The 21658-nt window shown below is 58.0% G+C and carries 20 protein-coding genes; all 20 read right to left on the bottom strand.

Features of this window, described 5'->3' with window-relative positions; translation table 11 throughout:
• Positions 1-48 precede the first annotated feature (48 nt).
• Positions 49-2079 (bottom strand): 2Fe-2S iron-sulfur cluster-binding protein, encoded by a 2031-nt coding sequence (locus NQL71_RS02565; protein WP_274642221.1) that lies wholly within the window; start codon positions 2077-2079, stop codon positions 49-51.
• 63 nt (positions 2080-2142) lie between these two features.
• Complete coding sequence (locus NQL71_RS02570) at positions 2143-2769, bottom strand: glutathione S-transferase family protein (RefSeq protein ID WP_046818605.1); 627 nt, start codon at positions 2767-2769, stop codon at positions 2143-2145.
• Positions 2770-2899: 130 nt separating this feature from the next.
• Positions 2900-3802, bottom strand: coding sequence for a LysR family transcriptional regulator (locus tag NQL71_RS02575; RefSeq protein ID WP_274642222.1), 903 nt, complete (start codon positions 3800-3802; stop codon positions 2900-2902).
• A gap of 78 nt (positions 3803-3880) precedes the next feature.
• On the bottom strand, positions 3881-5713 hold the full coding sequence (gene glmS / locus NQL71_RS02580) for a glutamine--fructose-6-phosphate transaminase (isomerizing) (RefSeq protein ID WP_077185058.1): 1833 nt from the start codon (positions 5711-5713) through the stop codon (positions 3881-3883).
• A gap of 1 nt (position 5714) precedes the next feature.
• Complete coding sequence (locus tag NQL71_RS02585) at positions 5715-6494, bottom strand: DeoR family transcriptional regulator (RefSeq protein ID WP_179092161.1); 780 nt, start codon at positions 6492-6494, stop codon at positions 5715-5717.
• 191 nt (positions 6495-6685) lie between these two features.
• Positions 6686-8053 carry a bifunctional UDP-N-acetylglucosamine diphosphorylase/glucosamine-1-phosphate N-acetyltransferase GlmU gene (glmU, locus tag NQL71_RS02590; RefSeq protein WP_274642223.1) on the bottom strand — a complete coding sequence of 456 codons (1368 nt, stop codon included), beginning with the start codon at positions 8051-8053 and terminating at the stop codon, positions 6686-6688.
• A 114-nt stretch (positions 8054-8167) separates the two neighbouring features.
• Positions 8168-8593 (bottom strand): F0F1 ATP synthase subunit epsilon, encoded by a 426-nt coding sequence (locus tag NQL71_RS02595; RefSeq protein ID WP_007969909.1) that lies wholly within the window; start codon positions 8591-8593, stop codon positions 8168-8170.
• 45 nt (positions 8594-8638) lie between these two features.
• Complete coding sequence (atpD, locus tag NQL71_RS02600; RefSeq protein WP_020797984.1) at positions 8639-10018, bottom strand: F0F1 ATP synthase subunit beta; 1380 nt, start codon at positions 10016-10018, stop codon at positions 8639-8641.
• Positions 10019-10045: 27 nt separating this feature from the next.
• Positions 10046-10906, bottom strand: a complete 861-nt coding sequence (atpG, locus tag NQL71_RS02605; RefSeq protein ID WP_008064595.1) for a F0F1 ATP synthase subunit gamma — start codon at positions 10904-10906, stop codon at positions 10046-10048.
• Positions 10907-10956: 50 nt separating this feature from the next.
• On the bottom strand, positions 10957-12501 hold the full coding sequence (atpA, locus tag NQL71_RS02610; RefSeq protein ID WP_046818609.1) for a F0F1 ATP synthase subunit alpha: 1545 nt from the start codon (positions 12499-12501) through the stop codon (positions 10957-10959).
• Between the two features lie 21 nt (positions 12502-12522).
• The gene (locus tag NQL71_RS02615; RefSeq protein ID WP_046818610.1) at positions 12523-13059 is read right to left on the bottom strand and encodes a F0F1 ATP synthase subunit delta; all 537 of its coding nucleotides are present in this window, start codon (positions 13057-13059) and stop codon (positions 12523-12525) included.
• A gap of 12 nt (positions 13060-13071) precedes the next feature.
• Complete coding sequence (locus tag NQL71_RS02620) at positions 13072-13542, bottom strand: F0F1 ATP synthase subunit B (protein WP_008064601.1); 471 nt, start codon at positions 13540-13542, stop codon at positions 13072-13074.
• A 58-nt stretch (positions 13543-13600) separates the two neighbouring features.
• Positions 13601-13858, bottom strand: a complete 258-nt coding sequence (atpE, locus tag NQL71_RS02625; RefSeq protein WP_003097235.1) for a F0F1 ATP synthase subunit C — start codon at positions 13856-13858, stop codon at positions 13601-13603.
• A 134-nt stretch (positions 13859-13992) separates the two neighbouring features.
• Positions 13993-14862: a F0F1 ATP synthase subunit A gene (atpB, locus tag NQL71_RS02630; RefSeq protein WP_015097443.1), complete on the bottom strand. Its 870-nt coding sequence runs from the start codon at positions 14860-14862 to the stop codon at positions 13993-13995.
• 16 nt (positions 14863-14878) lie between these two features.
• A complete protein-coding gene (locus NQL71_RS02635) occupies positions 14879-15286 on the bottom strand; it encodes a F0F1 ATP synthase subunit I (protein WP_008064605.1) in 408 nt (135 codons plus the stop codon).
• 148 nt (positions 15287-15434) lie between these two features.
• Positions 15435-16307, bottom strand: coding sequence for a ParB/RepB/Spo0J family partition protein (locus tag NQL71_RS02640; RefSeq protein ID WP_274642224.1), 873 nt, complete (start codon positions 16305-16307; stop codon positions 15435-15437).
• A gap of 9 nt (positions 16308-16316) precedes the next feature.
• Positions 16317-17114, bottom strand: a complete 798-nt coding sequence (locus tag NQL71_RS02645) for a ParA family protein (protein ID WP_008064610.1) — start codon at positions 17112-17114, stop codon at positions 16317-16319.
• 18 nt (positions 17115-17132) lie between these two features.
• On the bottom strand, positions 17133-17777 hold the full coding sequence (rsmG, locus tag NQL71_RS02650; protein ID WP_046818612.1) for a 16S rRNA (guanine(527)-N(7))-methyltransferase RsmG: 645 nt from the start codon (positions 17775-17777) through the stop codon (positions 17133-17135).
• Positions 17774-19672: a tRNA uridine-5-carboxymethylaminomethyl(34) synthesis enzyme MnmG gene (mnmG, locus tag NQL71_RS02655; RefSeq protein ID WP_274642225.1), complete on the bottom strand. Its 1899-nt coding sequence runs from the start codon at positions 19670-19672 to the stop codon at positions 17774-17776. Before mnmG ends, rsmG begins: the two co-directional genes overlap by 4 nt.
• Positions 19673-20222: 550 nt before the next feature.
• Entirely contained in the window at positions 20223-21593 is a 1371-nt protein-coding gene (mnmE, locus tag NQL71_RS02660) for a tRNA uridine-5-carboxymethylaminomethyl(34) synthesis GTPase MnmE (RefSeq protein ID WP_274642226.1), read from the bottom strand.
• Positions 21594-21658: the final 65 nt, after the last annotated feature.

Below are 21658 nucleotides of genomic sequence, written 5' to 3' on the forward strand. Positions count from 1 at the left end.
ACCCTACTCAGCCATCCACCGTCGGGCAATGGCTTGCGCGACCAAGACTCAAAGGTCCAGTACCAGAGGCTGCGAGCCTTGGGCCGGCACAGCACAACAGATCAGCACCTGGCCTTCATCCGGCACCTCTGCTGGCGGTTGCGGATAATTGACCTGGCCACTGATCAGCCTAGTCTTGCAGGTCCCGCAAGAACCGCCACGGCAACTGAATTCCGGCTGTAATCCGCGGCTTTCCGCCAGCTCCAGCAGACTGCCGCCGTCCGGTTGCCAGCGAGCCTCCTTGGCTGAACGCTGGAACACCACTGGCACCGAAGTGGTGGCCGCCGGCGGTTGCTCGATGACCACCGCGTCAGGGTCGAGACGGCGGACTAACGTCGAGGGACCGAAAGTTTCGGCGAAAATCCGCGCGTCGCGAATATCCAGTTCGCGCAGGGCATCGTACATCGCCTGGGTAAAACTGCCCGGCCCACAGAGGACAAAATCCAGCTGATCGTAATCATCGACCTCGAGTAATTCCGAGAGCCGTGGAACATCGATCCGCCCGGTCAAATCGAAATCTTCGCCCTCCCGAGCCTCCGGCTCCGGTTGACTGAGCAAGCGCACAACCCTGACCGCATCCCCGGCAGTCTCGAGCAAGCGGTCCACCTCAGGACGAAACGGTTGATCAGCCAAGGTGCGCGAACTCTGGAAGAACCAGGTCGGCCGTATACGGCGGGTGCGCAAGCCTTGATAGACCACCTCACGCAGCATCGACAGCAGCGGTGTAATTCCCACGCCAGCAGCCAATAACACCAGCGGTCGACGCTCATGTGGCGCGACGGTGAAATGCCCTTGGGGTGCCCGGGCTTCCAGCAGGTCGCCGACGCGAACCTGTTCATGCAGGTGCGTAGACACCCGGCCGTCACGCTTCACACTGATACGGAAAAAATCATCCGAGGGCGCACTCGACAGGCTATACGTGCGGATGTGCACATCGCCATCGATGTGGAACCGCAGCGGTAAGTGCTGTCCGGCGTGGAACAACGGTAACCCGACGCCGTCGCCTGGTTCCAAATAGATTGAGCGGATACCCTGGCTTTCCGTTTCGATCCGCACCACCCGTAGTGGTCGCCATTGATCGCCAAGCGCCTTGGCTTGCAGGCGTGCCGCGGCCTGGGCCCAGGTTCCCGTGAGCAAACTGGTGGGTGAAACACCGTCAAAGCGCCAGCGCAAAGCAAGAGCCGCGGGACGACGCACAACCTGTTCCACGTGGAACATCCACAAACGTTCGGCCCCCTGAAACGCTTCAACCTGTGGGCCTTCGAGAATGATTTCTGTGCGCCCGCTAAGGTGTAGCAGCTCACCGGAATTAAAATCGATGAACAGCAAACCGGCCTTTGGATTGATCAGCAGATTGCCCAAGGTATTGAAAAACAGGTTGCCGGCGAAGTCCGGGACGGTCAGGCGATTGCCTTCCACCTGGACAAATCCTGACTGGCCGCCACGGTGGGAAACGTCCACCGAACGCACGCCATCGACATCCACGTAGCTGGCGACGAAGAAGGTATCCGCCTCGGCGATCATGGCCTTGGCCGCCTCATCCAGTTCATTGAAGTGCTGTGCAGGACGTGTCGCTGGATCCTCCAAGGGCACCGAACGAAACTGCCTCAATTGGATGTACTGTGGGCAGTTGCCATAGGATTGATCCACCGTCACCGAAAATCCGCTCGCGGTCATCGCACCAATATGCCCATTGATGCGATTGCGCCGGCGGGTATGCAACTCGATGCCCAGCAGACCGATAGCCGCACCCGCGCCCAACTGCGCAGGATCATCGACAGCCGGCAAGCTGCTGAACTGCAACAATCCCGGTTCAGGTGAATGGGCGAAACCCGGTTCACCTTCAAGCACGCTGGCCCAGGGAAGACCCTCAGCATCAACCGCCCCGTACACCATGAATGGAAGCTGCTGATAGAAGCTACGGTGTTGATCCGGCATGTGGTCGCGAATCACCCTGCGACCGAGTACGTCCATTCGCTCGCTGACGCCGATGCGCGCCTGCAATTCTTTTTCGCCAACATGCCAAGGTGAATGGTCCATTGCGGCGTCTCCCCTGCGCCATCGGCACAGCGTGAAGGGCCCGACAACGTCGGGCGAGAAATATCAGGCAGTTTTTTGCAGACCGGCGACAGTACGCGGCATGCCGACAAAACCGGGCAAGGCCTCGACCCGTGCCAGCCAGGCGCGGATGTTGTCGTAGTCGTCCAGCGACACATTGCCTTCCGGTGCATGGGCGATGTAGCTGTAGGCGGCCACGTCGGCAATGGTCGGTTCGCTGCCAATCAGGTAAGGCGTGTTGGCCAATTCATGATCGATCACCTTGAGCACGCTGTGGGCGTAAGGGATCACTTCGTCAGGATTGTAGGGCGCACCAAACACCGTGATCAGTCGGGCCCGAGCTGGTCCAAAAGCGATGGGCCCGGCAGCAACCGACAACCACCGCTGCACTTTGGCGGCACCGACCGGATCGGATGGCAGCCAGCGACCGTTGCCGTATTTTTGCGCCAGGTAAACCAGGATGGCATTGGAGTCCGCCAGTACCACACCTTGATCGTCCAGCACCGGCACCTGGCCAAATGCATTGAGGGCCAGGTACTCCGGCTTCTTGTGCTCGCCTTTGGCCAGGTCGACGAAGATCAACTCAGTTGGCAATTGCAGCAGCGACAGCATCAGTTCCACACGATGAGCGTGGCCGGAACGTGGGAAGTTGTAGAGTTTGATGGCTTGCATGGTCGACTCCGCTGGTCAGTGGCGCCGTCAGGAGAGATCAGCACCGATGGCGGTCATCTTCTACCAGTCACCAAAACATCAGAATAACCAGCTAATGCAATCCATTATTTCTCTGGATGAAATAAAAAACTCAGTCCTGCAGCGCCGGATGTTCTCGGAGTGCCTTCACCGTAAAGTCGACAAAACTGCGCACTCGCGCCGCAGCCTTTCGTCCGCCTTGATAAAGCACATGGATGGGCAATGGCGGCATTTCGAAATCCGCCAAAACAATCTCCAGCTCCCCCGCCGCCACTTTGCTCGCCGACTGATAGGACAGCACCCGGGTGAAACCCAGCCCGAGCGCGGCGGCGGTAATGGCCGCCTGATTCGCCGTCACTGTCAAACGCGGTTCCGCCCGGACACTCAAGGGCTCGCCACGCTCGAGAAATGGCCAGTGTTTTAACTGGCCAATCGCGGACGTCGCAATAATCGGCGCCTGGGCCAGCTCTTGCGGATGTTGTGGCCGACCATAGGCGGCCAGAAACTGAGGAGATGCACAGATCACCCGCCGCACTTCGCCCACCCGAATCGCGTGCTGGTTGCTGTCGGGCAACTCACCGATGCGAATGGCCACATCGACGCCCTCCTCCACCACGCTCACCACCCGGTCTACCAGCAGGGCATTGATGGTCACGTCGGGAAATTGCGTGAGAAAACTCACCATCAGCGGCGTGACAAACAATTCACCGAACAAGACCGGCGCCGTGATCGTCAGTTGCCCACGGGGCTGGGCGTGACTGCCCGCTGCCGAATCCTCGGCTTCCTGCACCTCGGCGAGAATTCTCCGACAGTCCTCCAGATAACGCTGACCCGCCTCGGTCAAATACACAGTGCGCGTAGTGCGCGTGAACAGCTGCGTGCCAATGCGCTTCTCCAGCGCCGCCACCGCGCGGGTAACGCTGGCGGCGGACATGCCTAAACGCCGGGCCGCCGCCGAAAAGCCCTGGTCCTGGGCGACGGCGGCAAAGACCTGCATTTCCTGGAAGCGGTCCATGGGCGTGTCCTCGATTCAGATAAAAAAAATCGCAACCAAATGGCTGCGATTTTCAAGGTTGGATCAGCTGTGGATAACTTATTCCACAGTCACCGATTTTGCCAGGTTACGTGGCTGGTCAACGTCGGTGCCCTTCAGCACGGCCACGTAGTACGACAGCAACTGCAGCGGGATGGTGTAGAGGATCGGCGACAGGATGTCGTGGATGTGCGGCATTTGCACAACGTGCGTGCCTTCACCGTTGGTCATGCCGGCCTTCTCGTCAGCGAAGACAATAAGCTCGCCACCACGGGCGCGAACTTCCTGGAGGTTGGACTTCAGCTTCTCCAGCAGTTCGTTGTTCGGCGCTACGGTCACCACGGGCATGTCGTTATCCACAAGCGCCAGCGGGCCGTGTTTGAGCTCGCCCGCCGGGTAGGCTTCGGCGTGGATGTAGGAAATTTCCTTGAGCTTGAGCGCCCCTTCCATGGCTACCGGAAATTGCGCGCCGCGGCCCAGGAACAGGGTGTGGTTCTTCTCGGCGAACAGCTCGGCGATTTTTTCCACGGTGCTGTCCATCGCCAGCGCCTCACCCAGACGGGTCGGCAAGCGACGCAGTTCTTCGACCAGCGTGGCTTCAACGCCCTTGGCCAATGTGCCGCGAACCTGGCCCAGGGACAGGGTCAGCAACAGCAGACCGACCAATTGCGTGGTGAAGGCTTTGGTGGAAGCCACGCCGATTTCGCGACCGGCCTGGGTCAGCAGGGTCAGGTCGGATTCACGCACCAGGGAGCTGATGCCGACGTTGCAGATGGCCAGGCTGGCGAGGAAGCCCAGTTCCTTGGCATTGCGCAGCGCCGCCAGGGTGTCGGCGGTTTCGCCGGACTGGGAGATGGTCACGAACAGCGTGTCGGGTTGCACCACGACTTTGCGGTAGCGGAATTCGCTGGCGACTTCGACCTGGCACGGGATGCCGGCCAGTTCTTCCAGCCAGTAACGGGCGACCATGCCGGCATGGTAGCTGGTGCCGCACGCGACAATCTGCACGTTGCGCACCTTGGCGAACAGCTCCGCGGCCTGCGGGCCGAAAGCCTGTACCAGCACACCGTTCGGGCTCAAACGACCTTCCAGGGTGCGCTGCACCACGGACGGTTGTTCGTGGATTTCCTTGAGCATGAAATGGCGGAACTCGCCCTTTTCAGCAGCTTCGGCGCCGTCGCGATATTGCACGGACTCACGCTCGACAGCCTTGCCGTTGATATCCCAGATCTTCACGCTGTCGCGGCGAATTTCGGCGATATCGCCCTCTTCCAGGTACATGAAACGGTCAGTCACCTGGCGCAGCGCCAATTGGTCGGACGCCAGGAAGTTCTCACCCAGTCCCAGGCCGATCACCAGCGGGCTGCCACTGCGGGCGGCTACCAGGCGATCCGGTTGCTGCGCGCTGATCACGGCCAGACCGTAAGCACCGTGCAGCTCCTTCACCGTCGCCTTGAGGGCTGCGGTCAGGTCAGGAAGATCCTTGAGTTTGTGGTTCAGCAGGTGAGCGATGACTTCAGTGTCGGTGTCCGAGGTGAACACGTATCCCAAGGCCTTGAGTTGTTCACGCAGGGCTTCATGGTTTTCGATGATGCCGTTGTGTACCACGGCCAGATCGCCAGAGAAGTGCGGATGCGCGTTGCGCTCGCACGGTGCACCGTGAGTGGCCCAGCGCGTGTGGGCGATGCCCAGTCGACCGATCAGCGCTTCTTCAGCCAAGGCCTGCTCGAGTTCGCTGACCTTGCCCGGGCGACGCATGCGCTCGAGCTTCTGGTCGTTGGTGTACACCGCCACGCCGGCGCTGTCATACCCACGGTATTCCAGACGCTTGAGACCTTCGACCAGGATGGCAGTGATGTTACGTTCTGCGACTGCGCCAACAATTCCACACATGTTATTTCTCCTGACTGACAGCCGCGCAAATCAAAGTGATACCGCGGGCTAGTATCTGATCCCGCGCTTCAAGCGGCAGGCGATCATCGGTAATGAGGGTATGGACGCTGCTCCAGGGCAGCTCCAGGTTGGGAATCTTGCGACCGATCTTGTCGGCCTCCACCATCACGACCACTTCACGGGCGACTTCGGCCATGACCCGGCTAAGTCCCAGCAATTCGTTGAAGGTGGTTGTACCGCGGACCAGATCAATGCCATCGGCACCGATGAACAATTGATCGAAGTCGTAGGAGCGCAGTACCTGTTCGGCAACCTGCCCCTGAAAGGATTCCGAATGCGGATCCCAGGTGCCGCCGGTCATCAACAGTACCGGCTCATGCTCCAGTTCGCTCAAGGCATTGGCGACGTGCAGGGAGTTGGTCATGACCACCAGGCCCGGTTGCAGGCCCAATTCCGGAATCATCGAGGCAGTCGTGCTGCCACTGTCTATGATGATGCGTGCATGTTCGCGAATCCGCGCGACGGCAGCGCGAGCAATCGCCTGCTTATATTTGGAGATGGGTTGGCTTAGGTCGGCCACCAGTTCCTGAGGCAGGGTGATCGCACCGCCATAGCGACGCAGGAGCAGACCGTTGCTTTCAAGCGCTGCCAAATCCTTGCGGATCGTAACCTCAGAGGTTTCGAAACGCTTGGCCAACTCATCCACACTGACTTCGCCCTGCTCATTGAGCAAGGCAAGAATGTTGTGGCGTCGTTGAGGTGTGTTGCGCTTCGACATAATTTGATAAGTTTCGATTCGAAAGATAACGAAAGCAATCAAACCCTATCAGGGAAATTTCGTCAAGCGGGGAGTGATGAGAAGGCCTGTGGATAAAAACATTAACGGCAAGCCTCCTGAAGAAGCGAGGCTTGCCGATTAATATAATTGACAGCCTGTGAGTAACTGCTGCCAATCACACAGGTGTGGATAACTTAGCTCTTCTTGAGCTTTTCCGGGCGCTTCCAACCATCGATATTCTTCTGGCGAGTCCGGGCGACCGCCAACTGCGCTTTATCCACAGTCGAGGTGATAGTCGACCCGGCTGCCGTGGTAGCACCGTCCAAGATATCCACAGGTGCCACCAACGAGTTGTTGGAACCGATGAACACGTCTTCGCCCAGCACGGTTTTCCACTTGTTGGCGCCATCGTAATTGCACGTGATAGTACCGGCGCCGATGTTGGTCCGCGCACCCACTTCGGCATCGCCCAGATAGGTCAGATGGCCGGCCTTGGCGCCTTCGCCCAAGTGAGCATTTTTCAGTTCGACAAAGTTACCTACATGCGCCCGCGCTTCCAGCACAGTGCCTGGACGCAAACGCGCGAACGGACCGGCATCGCTGCCTTCGCCGAGAGTCGCACCTTCAATATGGCTGTTGGCCTTGATCACCACACCTTTGCGCAAGGTGCTGTCCTTGATCACGCAGTTCGGGCCGATCACTACGTCATCTTCAATGATGACCTTGCCTTCAAGAATCACGTTGATATCGATCAGTACGTCGCGACCTACGCTGACTTCACCGCGAACATCGAAACGGGCCGGGTCACGCAGGGTTACGCCTTGGGCCATCAAGCGACGGCCGGCGCGCAGCTGATAATGGCGTTCGAGGTCGGAAAGTTGCTTGCGGTCGTTGGCGCCCTGCACTTCCATGGCGTCATGGGGTTGTTCGGTGGCCACCACCAGCCCATCGTTGACCGCCATTTCGATCACGTCGGTCAGGTAATACTCGCCCTGCGCGTTGTTGTTCGACAGGCGACCCGTCCAGTCGGCCAGGCGATCGGCAGGCACGGCAAGGATGCCGGTGTTGCCTTCGTTGATGGCGCGCTGAGCCTCGTTGGCATCCTTGTGCTCGACGATGGCAGAGACCTTGCCATCAGCGTCGCGAACGATTCGGCCGTAACCGGTTGCGTCATCCAGCTCAACGGTGAGCAGGCCCATCTGCCCGGGCACCACCAGCTTGAGCAAGCGCTGCAGGGTTTCGATTTCAATCAACGGCACATCACCGTAAAGCACCAGCACGGTGTCGGCCTTGATGAACGGAACGGCCTGGGCCACGGCATGACCGGTGCCCAATTGTTTGTCCTGGAGGACGAAGTTCAGATCGTCAGCGGCCAGGCGCTCGCGTACTGCATCGGCACCATGGCCAATCACCACGTGTATGCGCTGTGGATCAAGTTGTCGGGCGCTGTGGATAACATGGCCAAGCATCGAATTGCCGGCAATCGGGTGCAAGACTTTCGGCAGGGCCGAACGCATGCGGGTGCCCTGGCCAGCAGCGAGGATAACGATTTCAAGAGACATGACTGGCTACCAATCCTGGGTGGTCAGCGGCTGCGACCAACGTGATGAATATCGGAAAAGAAAAAAGGGTAGCCGAGGCTACCCTTTTTAATCAATCACACAACAAGTGCCGACTTAGTGGCCGAACTTCTTGCGGATCTGCTGGACGGTGCGCAGCTGAGCTGCGGCCTCGGCCAGACGTGCGGCAGCGGAGCCGTAATCGAATTCCGCGCCACGTTCATGCAAGGCCTTCTCGGCAGCCTTGACGGCTTCCTGAGCGGAGGCTTCATCCAGGTCGGCAGCACGTTGCACGGTGTCGGCAAGAACCTTGACCATGTTCGGCTGAACCTCGAGGAAACCACCGGAGATGTAATACACCTCCTCTTCCCCGCCCTGCTTGACCAGGCGGATCGGACCTGGCTTGAGATTAGTGATCAGCGGCGCGTGACCCAGGGCGATACCAAGATCACCCAGTGCACCGTGCGCAATCACCATCTCGACCAGACCGGAAAAGATTTCCCCTTCCGCGCTGACGATATCGCAATGGACTGTCATAGCCATCTGATTGCCTCAACCTAAATTAGCGCCCGTTTCCGGGCGCCGGGATTACAGTTTCTTGGCTTTCTCGATCGCTTCTTCGATGCCGCCAACCATGTAGAACGCTTGTTCTGGCAGGTGGTCGTAGTCACCGTTGAGGATGCCTTTGAAGCCAGCAATGGTGTCTTTCAGGGAAACGTATTTACCCGATGCACCGGTGAAGACTTCAGCCACGAAGAACGGCTGCGACAAGAAACGCTGGATCTTACGAGCACGGTTTACCAACTGCTTGTCGGCTTCCGACAGCTCGTCCATACCCAGGATCGCAATGATGTCCTTCAGTTCTTTGTAACGCTGCAGAACGTACTGAACGCCGCGAGCGGTGTCGTAGTGGTCCTGGCCGATTACGTTCGGGTCCAGCTGGCGCGAAGTCGAGTCCAGTGGGTCTACCGCTGGGTAGATACCCAGGGAAGCGATGTCACGGGACAGAACGACGGTGGCGTCCAAGTGGGCGAAGGTGGTCGCTGGCGACGGGTCGGTCAAGTCGTCCGCAGGTACGTATACCGCTTGGATCGAGGTGATCGAACCTTCCTTGGTCGAAGTGATACGTTCTTGCAGAACGCCCATCTCTTCAGCCAGGGTCGGCTGGTAACCTACTGCCGAAGGCATACGGCCCAGCAGTGCGGATACTTCAGTACCGGCCAGGGTGTAACGATAGATGTTGTCGACGAACAGCAGAACGTCGTTACCTTCGTCACGGAACTTCTCGGCCATGGTCAGGCCAGTCAGTGCTACGCGCAGACGGTTTCCCGGCGGCTCGTTCATCTGACCGTAAACCAGTGCCACTTTGTCCAGAACGTTGGAATCCTTCATCTCGTGGTAGAAGTCGTTACCCTCACGAGTACGCTCACCCACACCGGCGAACACGGAATAACCGCTGTGCTCGATGGCGATGTTACGGATCAGTTCCATCATGTTTACGGTTTTGCCTACACCGGCACCACCGAACAGACCAACTTTACCACCCTTGGCGAACGGGCAAACCAGGTCGATAACCTTGATGCCGGTTTCCAGCAGGTCGTTGCCGCCTGCCTGTTCAGCGAACGAAGGCGCTGCACGGTGGATGCCCCAACGCTCGTCGGTGGCGATTGGGCCAGCTTCGTCGATCGGGTTGCCCAGTACGTCCATGATCCGGCCCAGGGTCGCTTTACCGACCGGTACGGAGATGGCTGCGCCAGAATCGGTAACTTCCAGACCGCGCTTCAAGCCCTCGGTGGAACCCATCGCAATGGTGCGAACCACGCCGTCGCCCAGCTGCTGCTGAACTTCCAGGGTGGTTTCGGCCGCGCTCACTACTTTCAGCGCGTTGTAGATGCTCGGTACGCTGTCGCGTGGAAATTCCACGTCGATAACGGCGCCGATGATTTGAACGATACGTCCGCTACTCATAGCTGGATCCTCTGAATATTTGAACCGTTAAACCGCGGCAGCGCCGCCGACGATTTCCGAGATCTCTTGGGTGATCGCAGCCTGACGCGCCTTGTTGTAGACCAGCTGCAAATCGCTGATCAAATCACCGGCGTTGTCGGTAGCGTTCTTCATCGCGATCATCCGCGCAGCTTGTTCAGCCGCGTTGTTCTCGACCACCGCCTGGTAGACCTGCGACTCAACGTAGCGGACCATCAAGCCGTCAAGCAGCTCTTTGGCGTCCGGTTCGTAGAGATAGTCCCAGTGGTGCTTGAGGTCCTGATCCGGGGTTGCCACCAGTGGAATCAATTGTTCCACGGTAGGCTGTTGCGTCATGGTGTTGATGAACTTGTTGGATACCACGGACAGGCGGTCAATACGGCCGTCCAGGTAGGCATCCAGCATCACCTTGACGCTACCGATCAAGTCGTTGATCGACGGCTCTTCACCCAGGTGGCTGATAGCTGCTACGACGTTGCCGCCGAAGTTGCGGAAAAAGGCCGCACCCTTGCTACCCACTACACACAGATCAATCTCGACGCCTTTCTCGCGGTTTACCGCCATGTCCTTGACCAGGGCCTTGAACAGGTTGGTATTCAAGCCACCGCACAGACCACGGTCACTGCTCACTACGACATAACCAACACGCTTGATTTCGCGGTCGATCATGAACGGGTGGCGGTATTCCGGGTTGGCGTTGGCCAGATGTCCAATAACCTGGCGGATGCGCTCCGCATAAGGACGGCTAGCAGCCATGCGCATTTGTGCCTTGCGCATTTTGCTGACCGCCACTTTTTCCATGGCGCTGGTAATTTTTTGCGTGCTTTTGATGCTCGCAATCTTACTGCGAATCTCTTTTGCGCCTGCCATGTAACACCTATCAGGTTAGCAAGCGGGAGCCTTGCGGCTCCCGCTGCGGCTTACCAGGTTTGGGTGGCCTTGAACTTCTCGATACCGGCTTTCATGCCAGCGTCGATATCGTCATTGAAGTCACCCTTCACGTTGATCTTCGCCATCAATTCGGCGTGATCGCGGTTGAAGTAAGCAATCAGCGCTTGTTCAAAGCTGCCGACCTTGGCGATTTCGACGTCAGTCAGGAACCCACGCTCAGCGGCATACAGCGACAACGCCATGTCAGCGATCGACATTGGGGCGTATTGCTTCTGCTTCATCAGCTCGGTAACGCGCTGACCATGCTCAAGTTGCTTACGGGTCGCTTCGTCCAGGTCAGAAGCGAACTGGGCGAATGCCGCCAGTTCACGGTACTGAGCCAGAGCGGTACGGATACCACCGGACAGCTTCTTGATGATCTTGGTCTGAGCGGCACCACCCACACGGGATACCGAAACACCGGCGTTCACTGCAGGACGGATGCCCGAGTTGAACATGGCCGATTCCAGGAAGATCTGACCGTCGGTGATGGAAATCACGTTGGTCGGAACGAACGCGGAAACGTCGCCAGCCTGGGTTTCGATGATCGGCAGTGCGGTCAGGGAACCGGTTTTGCCGGTTACTGCGCCGTTGGTGAACTTCTCTACGTACTCTTCCGAAACGCGGGATGCGCGCTCCAGCAGACGGGAGTGGAGATAGAACACGTCGCCTGGGTAAGCTTCACGGCCTGGTGGACGGCGCAGCAGCAGGGAAATCTGGCGGTAAGCCACTGCTTGCTTGGACAGATCGTCATAAACGATCAGCGCGTCTTCACCGCGGTCGCGGAAGTATTCGCCCATGGTGCAACCGGAGTACGGTGCCAGGAATTGCAGCGCAGGAGATTCCGAAGCACTGGCAGCCACGATGATCGTGTTGGCCAGGGCGCCGTTTTCTTCCAGCTTGCGAACCACGTTGGCGATGGTCGATTGTTTCTGACCGATGGCTACGTAGACGCAGAAAATGCCGCTGTCTTTCTGGTTGATGATCGCGTCGATCGCCAGAGCGGTTTTACCGATCTGACGGTCACCGATGATCAGCTCACGCTGGCCACGGCCGACAGGGATCATGGCATCGACAGCCTTGTAGCCAGTCTGTACGGGCTGGTCTACCGACTTACGCCAGATCACGCCTGGAGCAACTTTCTCGACCGCGTCGGTCTCGGTGTTGCCCAGTGGACCTTTACCGTCAACAGGATTACCCAGTGCGTCGACTACGCGACCCAGCAGTTCCTTACCAACCGGAACTTCGAGGATGCGGCCGGTGCACTTGGCGCTCATGCCTTCAGCCAGAGACTGGTAAGCGCCCAGTACAACGGCACCTACGGAGTCTTGCTCCAGGTTGAGGGCCATACCGAAGACGCCGCCCGGAAACTCGATCATCTCGCCGTACATGACGTCGGCCAGACCGTGAATCCGCACGATACCGTCAGATACGCTGACGACAGTGCCTTCGTTACGGGCTTGGGAGGTCACATCGAGCTTGTCGATGCGGCCCTTGATAATTTCACTTATTTCGGAAGGATTGAGTTGCTGCATTGCTCTGCTGCCCCTTCAAACTCAAGATTTCAATGCTTCGGCAAGTTTCGCGATTTTGCCGCGAATCGAGCCATCGATAACCAGGTCGCCGGCGCGGATTACGACACCACCTATCAGGGCGGCATCCTCCGCAACTTGCAGGCGCACTTCCCGGTTGAGTCGTGCACTGAGAACCTTGGCGAGTTTGTCTTGCTGTTCTTGGTTCAATGCAAAAGCACTGGTCACTTCAACGTCTACCGACTTCTCTTGCTCGGCCTTGTACAGGTCGAAAAGAGCGGAGATCTCCGGCAACAGCGGGAGACGGTCGTTTTCGGCAACGACATTGATGAAATTCTGTGCCTTGGCATCGAACTTGTCGCCGCACACGTCAATGAACGTGGCGGCCTTTTCTGCGCTCGTCAGTCGCGGGGCCTTGAGCACGCGCTGCATGGTGTCGTCTTCCGACACCGCTGCTGCCAGGCCGAGCATGGCTGACCAATTGGCCAGTTGCTGGTGGGCCTGAGCGTGCTCGAAGGCCGCCTTAGCGTAAGGTCGGGCCAACGTGGTCAGTTCTGCCATGATCGCCCTCGCTTAGATTTCAGCAGCCAGTTGGTTAACCAGCTCTGCGTGCGCGTTTTGATCGATTGTGGCACCCAGGATCTTCTCGGCGCCGCCGACTGCCAGCAAGCCCACTTGGGCACGCAGCGCGTCTTTGACACTGTTCAGTTCCTGTTCGATCTCGGCCTGAGCCTGAACCTTCACACGGTCAGCGTCGATACGGGCTTTTTCAACAGCCTCTTCAACAATCTGATTACCGCGTTTCTTGGCTTGCTCGATGATTTCAGCTGCCTGAGCTTTCGCTTCGCGCAGTTGCTGACCCGCTTTCTCTTGGGCCAACTCCAGGTCGCGAGCTGCTCGGCTGGCAGCGTCCAGACCATCAGCGATCTTCTTTTGACGTTCGTGCAGAGCTGCGATGACCGGAGGCCATACGAACTTCATGCAGAACAGTACAAAAATCAGGAACGCAACGGACTGGCCAATCAGGGTCGCATTAATGTTCACGCCAACACCTCGCAGTTACGTTGTCCATCACACCAAATTACCCGGAATATCCGAGTAATCAGCCAGCGATCTGACCAACGAACGGGTTCGCAAAGGTGAAGAACAGAGCGATACCAACACCGATCATGGTTACGGCGTCGAGCAGACCGGCAACGATGAACATTTTGACTTGCAGCATTGGAACCATTTCTGGCTGACGCGCTGCGCCTTCCAGGAACTTGCCGCCCAACAGGCCGAAACCAATTGCGGTACCCAGTGCGCCCAGGCCGATCAACAGTGCAACAGCGATAGCGGTTAGACCAACTACAGTTTCCATCTTTCCTCCCGACTTTTACGTCGTATGGTTTAGGTTTTTTTAATTTAAAGCGGTAAAACAAATCGTTTCAGACGCCCCGTTAGGAGCCCCCTCCCGTTTGACCGGGAGGGACATCAGACTAGTCGAGACTGGTCTTAATGGTTTTCTTCGTGCGCCATCGACAGGTAGACGATGGTCAGCATCATGAAGATGAACGCCTGCAGGGTGATGATCAGGATGTGGAACACCGCCCACGCCCACTGCAGCACGACGCCCAGGCCACTAAGCCAGAGCAGACCGCTGCCGAACATCACAGCAATCAGAATGAAGACCAGCTCGCCGGCGTACATGTTGCCGAACAGACGCAGAGCCAGGGAGATCGGCTTGGCGATCAGGGTCACGAATTCCAGCAGGAAGTTCACCGGGATCAGCAGGGCCTGAACGAAGATGTTCTTGCTGCCGAACGGGTGCAGGGTCAGCTCGCCGATGAAGCCGCCGAGGCCCTTGACCTTGATGCTGTAGAAAATGATCAGTGCGAAAACCGAGAACGCCATGCCCAGGGTCGCGTTCGGGTCGGTGGTCGACACGGCGCGGAACGGGATGTGCGCATCACCGGAGATCAGGATGGCCAGCTGAGGAATCCAGTCGACCGGTACCAGGTCGACGGCGTTCATCAGGAACACCCAGACGAAGATGGTCAGTGCCAACGGTGCAATCACCGGGCTACGGCCATGGAAGCTGTCTTTCACGCTGCCATCGACGAATTCGACCAATACTTCAACGAAGTTCTGCAAAGCACCTGGTTGACCCGAAGTCGCTTTCTTCGCCGCCATGCGGAAAAGAAGAACGAAGATCAGACCCAATGCGACCGACCAGCCGAGGGTATCGACGTGGAAAGCCCAGAAGCCCATTTCCTTGGCTTCTGCTGCGGTGTGGGCAAAGCCCCAGCCGCCGGTTGGGTGCTGACCGAAGGTCAGGTTCTGCAAGTGGTGCTGGATATAGCCCGAAGCGGTTGTTTCTGCCATGGTTGCCTCAAACGCCCTAAGGTCTCGAAAGTCTTGTTCTCATCAGCAGGGGAGCGAACCAGCTGACTGACTGAGTCAGCACGAAGACACCGAATACTGCAATCGGTGCCAATGGCTTCACACCTGCGAACACCAGTGCAAACAGCACTGCCGTCAAAATCAGTTTGCCTGCCTCGCCGGCATAAAAAGACCGGACGATGGACTGGGCTGCTCGGGCGCCGGAAAACCGAAATGCCCTGTGAGCGAAATAAACATTGGGCAGCAAGGCTATCAGGCCCCCGCAAAGTCCCGAGTACCCGGCAACGACTCCATGCCATTGCCAGAGCGCCAAAGCAGCAATCAGCAAAACGACAAATTGAGCCATTAACACCGGAAAAACTGCCAGGCGATGGAAGGGCAAGCGGTTTGGCGTGCGGGTTTCCATCACTATTGCTCTCCAATGGTCGGCTGCCAGAATTCAATAACTTGGCATAATTTGTGCCGACAAAATGCGCGCAGAGTATAGGGGCGGTTCTGCCCCTATTCAACTGTCAGGTAGTGATTTCCGACTGCGCGCTACATGAGGAATTGTTTCAGCGAATGTGTGCGAGCACACCCTGAAGTTCATCCAGGGAGTTGTAACCGATGACCAGTTGTCCTTTGCCCTTCTTTCCGTGGCGAATCTGCACCGCAGAGCCTAGGCGCTCGGCCAGGCGCTGTTCCAGGCGGGCAATATCCGGGTCTGGTTTTGGGGTTTCCAAAGGCTCCGGTTTACCACTCAACCACTGTCGAACCAGTGCTTCAGTCTGGCGCACGGTCAGCCCGCGTGCGACAACATGTCGCGCCCCTTCAACCTGTTGATTTTCTGGCAAACCGAGCAATGCGCGAGCATGACCCATTTCCAGGTCGCCATGGGAAAGCATGGTCTTGATGACTTCCGGCAGCGAAATCAGGCGCAGCAGGTTGGCCACGGTGACCCGGGACTTGCCTACGGCTTCGGCGACCTGTTGCTGGGTCAGCTGGAATTCCGTCTGCAGCCTCTGCAAGGCCACCGCTTCTTCGATCGGATTGAGGTCTTCGCGCTGGATGTTCTCGATCAGCGCGATGGCAATCGCGGTTTCATCCGGGACATCGCGCACCATCGCCGGAATGGTTTCCTGGCCAGCTTGCTGGCTGGCGCGCCAGCGGCGTTCACCGGCGATGATTTCGTAGCGACCGCTACCGATCGGCCGCACCACGATCGGTTGCATCACGCCCTGAGCCTTGATCGATTGCGCGAGCTCTTCAAGCGCCTGGGGATCCATGTCGCGACGTGGCTGGTACTTGCCACGCTGCAGCAGATCCAGCGGCAGGTGTTGCAGCTCACGCGAATCGGCTTGCACCGCCTGTTCTTCCAGCGCGCTGACACTCGGACCACTCAGCAGTGCATCCAGTCCACGTCCGAGACCTCGTTTCTTGACGGCCATGGGGATTCCTTAAGTTGCCTGAGCAGCGGCGATGCGTGAGTTTTTGCGTTGACGACGGACCATCTCGCCCGCCAGGGCCAGATAGGCCACGGCGCCGCGCGAGGATTTGTCGTACGCCAGCGCCGGCATGCCATAGCTCGGCGCTTCGGCCAGGCGAATGTTGCGCGGAATGACCGTGTCGTACAGCTGATCGCCGAAGTGTTCCTTGAGCTGGGCCGAAACATCGTTCATCAGGCTCAGGCGCGGGTCATACATCGTCCGCAACAGGCCTTCGACCTTGAGGTTCGGATTGAGCAGCTCGGCGATGCGCTTGATGTTATCCACAAGGTCGCTCAAGCCTTCGAGTGCGAAGTACTCGCACTGCATGGGGATAATTACCCCGTCGGCGGCAACCAGTGCGTTCAAGGTCAGCATCGACAGCGACGGCGGGCAGTCGATCAGAATGTAGTCGTAGTTTTCACGGATCGGCGCCAGCGCACTGCGCAGGCGGCTTTCCTTCATCTGCATTTCCAGCAGAACCACTTCGGCCGCGGTCAGGTCCCGGTTGGCCGGCAACAGCTGGTAACCGCCGTGTTCGGAGAAATGCATGGCCTGGGCCAGGTCGCACTCCCCGATCAGCAGGTCGTAGACCGAGTTTTCCAGGCCGTGTTTGTCCACACCGCTACCCATGGTGGCGTTGCCCTGTGGATCGAGATCGATCAGCAATACCCGACGCTTGGTCGCGACCAGGGATGCTGCGAGGTTGATACAGGTGGTGGTCTTGCCCACACCACCCTTCTGGTTCGCTATTGCGAATACCTTAGCCATTCTTGCTTGTGTTCCCAATCATGCCGTGCGGCGCAGTATCAGCAGATGGCGTTGGCCTTGGCAACCAGGTACGGCCAGGGCGTGTTCGCTATCGAGGTGGAAGTCTGTCGGCAATGCTACCAGCTCATCGGCGGGATGAACGCCCTTCATTGCCAGCCAGCGCGTATCGGTGTCACCGAGGTGGCGTGTCCAGTTGCTGAAGTTTTCCATGCTGCTGAAGGCCCGGGAAATAATCCCGTTGAATGGCTGTGCAGGCTGGAACGCTTCGACGCGACTGTGGATAACTTGCAGGTTATCCAGTTTCAGCTCGAGTTTGACCTGTGTCAGGAAGCGAGTCTTCTTGCCGTTGCTGTCCAGGCAGGTCACCTGCGCCTCAGGAAACAATATGGCCAAGGGAATGCCCGGCATGCCGCCGCCACTGCCAACATCGAGCCAGCGACCGTTTTCGACGAACGACATCACGCTCAGGCTATCGAGCAAATGACGCGAGACCATTTCGTCGGGATCGCGCACCGCCGTGAGGTTGTAGGCCTTGTTCCATTTTATCAACAGGGCCAGATAACCCAGCAATTGCGCATGCTGGGTTTCGCTCAACGCCACACCGAGCTGGCGAGCACCTGTGGATAACTCTTCTGCGTGTTGCGGGGTGACCAACGAACTCAAGCGCTTTGCTCCAACTGACGGCCCGCGCCGCGTTTTTTCAAATGAATCATCAACAGGGAAATGGCTGCCGGTGTCACGCCCGGGATACGTGATGCCTGACCCAATGTCTCCGGACGGGTCGCGCCAAGCTTGCTCTGAATCTCTTTGGAGAGTCCGGAAATGTTCGTGTAATCGATATCCACAGGCAATTTGGTGTCTTCGCTGGCCCGCAGACGCGCGATTTCATCTTGTTGACGATCGATGTAACCGGCGTATTTGGTCTTGATTTCGACCTGTTCGGCCACCTGTGGATCTTCCGCGCCCCCACCGGTGACGGCGATCAGGCCAGCGTAGTCGATTTCCGGACGGCTCAGCAGATTGAGCAGGTTGTATTCGTGGGTCAGCGGCGTGCCGAATTTTTCCGCGATCGCATCGCCTTGCTCAGTGCCCGGGCGTACCCAGGTACTTTTCAGGCGCTGCTCTTCCAGCTCGATGCTTTCGCGTTTTTTGCAGAACGCTGCCCAGCGCGCGTCATCGACCAGACCCAATTCGCGACCTTTTTCGGTCAAGCGCAGGTCAGCGTTGTCTTCGCGCAGGATCAGGCGGTATTCGGCACGGGATGTGAACATCCGGTACGGCTCCTGGGTGCCCAGGGTAATCAGGTCGTCAACCAAAACGCCGATGTAGGCTTCGTCGCGACGCGGGCACCAGGCATCTTTGCCTTGGGCGCGCAGTGCAGCGTTGGTCCCGGCCAGCAAACCTTGGGCGCCGGCTTCTTCGTAACCGGTCGTGCCGTTGATTTGCCCGGCAAAGAACAAGCCGCCGATCATTTTGGTTTCCAGGCTGTACTTCAGGTCACGCGGGTCGAAGTAGTCGTATTCGATAGCGTAGCCCGGTCGCACGATGTGGGCGTTTTCCATGCCGCGGATCGATTGCACGATTTGCAATTGCACATCGAACGGCAAGGAGGTGGAGATTCCGTTCGGGTACAGCTCGTTTGTCGTCAAGCCTTCCGGCTCGATGAAGACCTGATGGCTTTGCTTGTCGGCAAAGCGATGGATCTTGTCTTCGATCGACGGGCAGTAACGCGGGCCAATGCCTTCGATTTCACCTGCCGCGGAATACATCGGCGAACGATCGAGGTTCGCGGCAATGATTTCGTGGGTGCGAGCGTTGGTATGGGTAATCCAGCAACTGACCTGTTGTGGGTGCTGCTCTTTGGACCCCATGAACGACATCACTGGAATCGGCGTATCGCCTGCCTGCTCGGTCATCACCGAGAAATCCACGGACCGGGCGTCGATACGCGGCGGAGTTCCGGTTTTCAGGCGACCGACACGCAGCGGCAACTCACGCAGGCGTTGAGCCAGGGCGATCGACGGCGGATCACCGGCGCGGCCCCCGGAAAAATTCTGTAAACCGATGTGGATAAGTCCACCGAGGAACGTACCGGTGGTCAACACCACGGAATCGGCGAGGAAACGCAGACCCATTTGCGTGACAACACCGCGCACTTGCTCCTGCTCGACGATCAGGTCGTCTGCAGCCTGTTGAAATATCCACAGGTTGGGCTGGTTTTCCAGGATTTCGCGCACCGCTGCCTTGTACAGCACCCGATCCGCCTGAGCGCGGGTTGCACGCACGGCCGGACCCTTGCGGCTGTTCAACACGCGAAACTGGATGCCGCCTTTATCGGTAGCAATGGCCATCGCGCCACCGAGGGCATCGATTTCCTTGACCAGGTGGCTTTTGCCGATCCCGCCAATGGCAGGGTTGCAACTCATGGCACCGAGGGTTTCCACGTTATGCGTCAGCAACAGGGTCTTGACCCCCATACGTGCTGAGGCCAGTGCTGCCTCGGTACCGGCATGACCGCCGCCGATGACGATCACTTCAAAACGGGAAGGGAAATCCACCACGCACCTCGTGCCTGCTTAAGTAGGTAATTCAGGAATAGTTTGAGCTCAGGTTTTCGGACCTGGTCGACAAGTATAGGGACTTCGCCCTTCCTAAAGAACCCTTTGCACAAAATTTAACCAGCTGTGGAAAAGTGGCGGTTATAGAAATTAAAAAGAAAGAAATTTATTAAATCTTTGTTTTTATGTTTATTTCTACTGACCGACCTTTCTGTGGATAGATTGATACAGACCTTTAAATTCAATATGTACAGAGATTCAAAACCCTGTGGTCATGTGCCAATGAGGGCCTTGGATAACCGGTTTAAGCCTGTGGATGAATGGGATGCTTATCCACAGGGGCGGTTATCTTCAGTTTTGAGGCCCTGTTATCAACTGCCCTTAGCCGCGGTTATTCACAGGGCTTAATCCACAGAAAAGCATCGACTCAAGGAAATTCGGGCAGGGAAAAACCGCTCAAGCAGAAAAAAACAGCTCGGCACTGGGCGATTGTTTTGCAATAGGAGGGAGCAGACAGGCACGAGCGGCCTGTCTGCGGAGAGCGAAAGGACTATTTACCGATGCAGAAGCTGGAGAAAATTCGCCCCAACAGGTCATCGGAGCTGAATGCACCGGTGATTTCTCCCAGGGACTGCTGAGCCTGGCGCAAATCCTCGGCCAGCAATTCGCCGGCACCCGCCAGGGTCAGTTGCGCCCGGCCGTGCTCCAGGGACGCACTCGCATGACGCAATGCTTCCAAGTGGCGCCTGCGAGCACTGAAGCTGCTTTCAGAGGTCTGTTCATAGCCCATGCAAGCCTTGAGGTGGTCGCGTAGCAACTCAAGGCCAACCCCCGCAGACTTGGCGCTGAGGCTGATGGTGACGTGCCCGTCATCGCTGACTTCCAGGGCCATGGCTTCGCCTGTGAGGTCGGCCTTGTTACGGATCAACGTGACTTTCGCCGGGTCGGGGCGGGTTTCAAGGAACTCAGGCCATAGTGCAAAAGGATCGAGGGCTTCCGGTGCGGTTGCATCGACGACCAGCAATACCCGATCTGCTTCGCCGATGGCTTTCAACGCCCGCTCTACGCCAATTTTTTCCACATGGTCATCGGTATCGCGCAACCCGGCCGTATCTACCACATGCAGTGGCATGCCATCGATGTGGATATGTTCGCGCAGGACGTCCCGTGTAGTGCCGGCGATCTCGGTGACAATGGCCGCTTCGCGACCGGCCAGTGCATTGAGCAGGCTGGATTTGCCAGCATTCGGACGACCGGCGATAACCACGGTCATGCCGTCACGCAACAAGGCGCCCTGCCCGGCTTCTCGCATAACGGTGGTTAACTCGTCGCGCACTTTATCGAGCATGCTCAATACGTGGCCATCGGCGAGGAAGTCGATTTCTTCTTCCGGAAAGTCGATTGCCGCTTCGACATAGATCCGCAGGCCGATCAGTTGCTCCGTCAGGTTATGCACACGAGCCGAAAATGCGCCTTGCAAGGATCGCAATGCATTGCGCGCTGCCTGTGCAGAACTGGCTTCGATCAGGTCGGCGATGGCTTCGGCCTGGGCCAGGTCGAGCTTGTCGTTCAGGAATGCACGTTCACTGAATTCCCCGGGGCGGGCGAGACGGCAGCCGAGTTCAAGGCAGCGCTGCAGCAACATATCCAGAACGACCGGGCCACCATGGCCTTGCAATTCCAATACATCTTCGCCGGTGAACGAGTTTGGACCTGGGAAATACAGCGCGATGCCCTGGTCGAGCACCTCGTCATTTTCACCCAGGAACGGACCATAGTGCGCGAACCGCGGCTTGAGTTCACGACCGCTGAAGGCCTTGGCCGCATCGCTGGCCAACGGCCCGGAAATACGCACGATGCCGACACCGCCACGACCCTGGGCGGTGGCGACGGCGGCAATGGTTTCACGAGGAACGCTCATAAACCGGTATCCAGACAAAAGTGACAGATAGCAAAACGCCCCACTAGGGGGCGTTTTGAGTGGAT

It is taken from the genome of Pseudomonas serbica (genome assembly GCF_028823535.1).
GTDB classification, from domain to species: domain Bacteria; phylum Pseudomonadota; class Gammaproteobacteria; order Pseudomonadales; family Pseudomonadaceae; genus Aquipseudomonas; species Aquipseudomonas serbica.

Excerpts from the sequence above, each read along its gene's own strand:
- NQL71_RS02640 (WP_274642224.1), bottom strand. The coding sequence starts at position 16,307 with ATGGCCGTCAAGAAACGAGGTCTCGGACGTGGACTGGATGCACTGCTG.
- NQL71_RS02595 (WP_007969909.1), bottom strand. The coding sequence starts at position 8,593 with ATGGCTATGACAGTCCATTGCGATATCGTCAGCGCGGAAGGGGAAATC.
- NQL71_RS02575 (WP_274642222.1), bottom strand. The coding sequence starts at position 3,802 with ATGGACCGCTTCCAGGAAATGCAGGTCTTTGCCGCCGTCGCCCAGGAC.
- NQL71_RS02615 (WP_046818610.1), bottom strand. The coding sequence starts at position 13,059 with ATGGCAGAACTGACCACGTTGGCCCGACCTTACGCTAAGGCGGCCTTC.
- mnmE (WP_274642226.1), bottom strand. The coding sequence starts at position 21,593 with ATGAGCGTTCCTCGTGAAACCATTGCCGCCGTCGCCACCGCCCAGGGT.
- NQL71_RS02570 (WP_046818605.1), bottom strand. The coding sequence starts at position 2,769 with ATGCAAGCCATCAAACTCTACAACTTCCCACGTTCCGGCCACGCTCAT.
- NQL71_RS02635 (WP_008064605.1), bottom strand. The coding sequence starts at position 15,286 with ATGGAAACCCGCACGCCAAACCGCTTGCCCTTCCATCGCCTGGCAGTT.
- glmU (WP_274642223.1), bottom strand. The coding sequence starts at position 8,053 with ATGTCTCTTGAAATCGTTATCCTCGCTGCTGGCCAGGGCACCCGCATG.
- atpE (WP_003097235.1), bottom strand. The coding sequence starts at position 13,858 with ATGGAAACTGTAGTTGGTCTAACCGCTATCGCTGTTGCACTGTTGATC.
- glmS (WP_077185058.1), bottom strand. The coding sequence starts at position 5,713 with ATGTGTGGAATTGTTGGCGCAGTCGCAGAACGTAACATCACTGCCATC.
- NQL71_RS02645 (WP_008064610.1), bottom strand. The coding sequence starts at position 17,114 with ATGGCTAAGGTATTCGCAATAGCGAACCAGAAGGGTGGTGTGGGCAAG.
- atpB (WP_015097443.1), bottom strand. The coding sequence starts at position 14,862 with ATGGCAGAAACAACCGCTTCGGGCTATATCCAGCACCACTTGCAGAAC.
- atpG (WP_008064595.1), bottom strand. The coding sequence starts at position 10,906 with ATGGCAGGCGCAAAAGAGATTCGCAGTAAGATTGCGAGCATCAAAAGC.
- NQL71_RS02565 (WP_274642221.1), bottom strand. The coding sequence starts at position 2,079 with ATGGACCATTCACCTTGGCATGTTGGCGAAAAAGAATTGCAGGCGCGC.
- atpD (WP_020797984.1), bottom strand. The coding sequence starts at position 10,018 with ATGAGTAGCGGACGTATCGTTCAAATCATCGGCGCCGTTATCGACGTG.
- atpA (WP_046818609.1), bottom strand. The coding sequence starts at position 12,501 with ATGCAGCAACTCAATCCTTCCGAAATAAGTGAAATTATCAAGGGCCGC.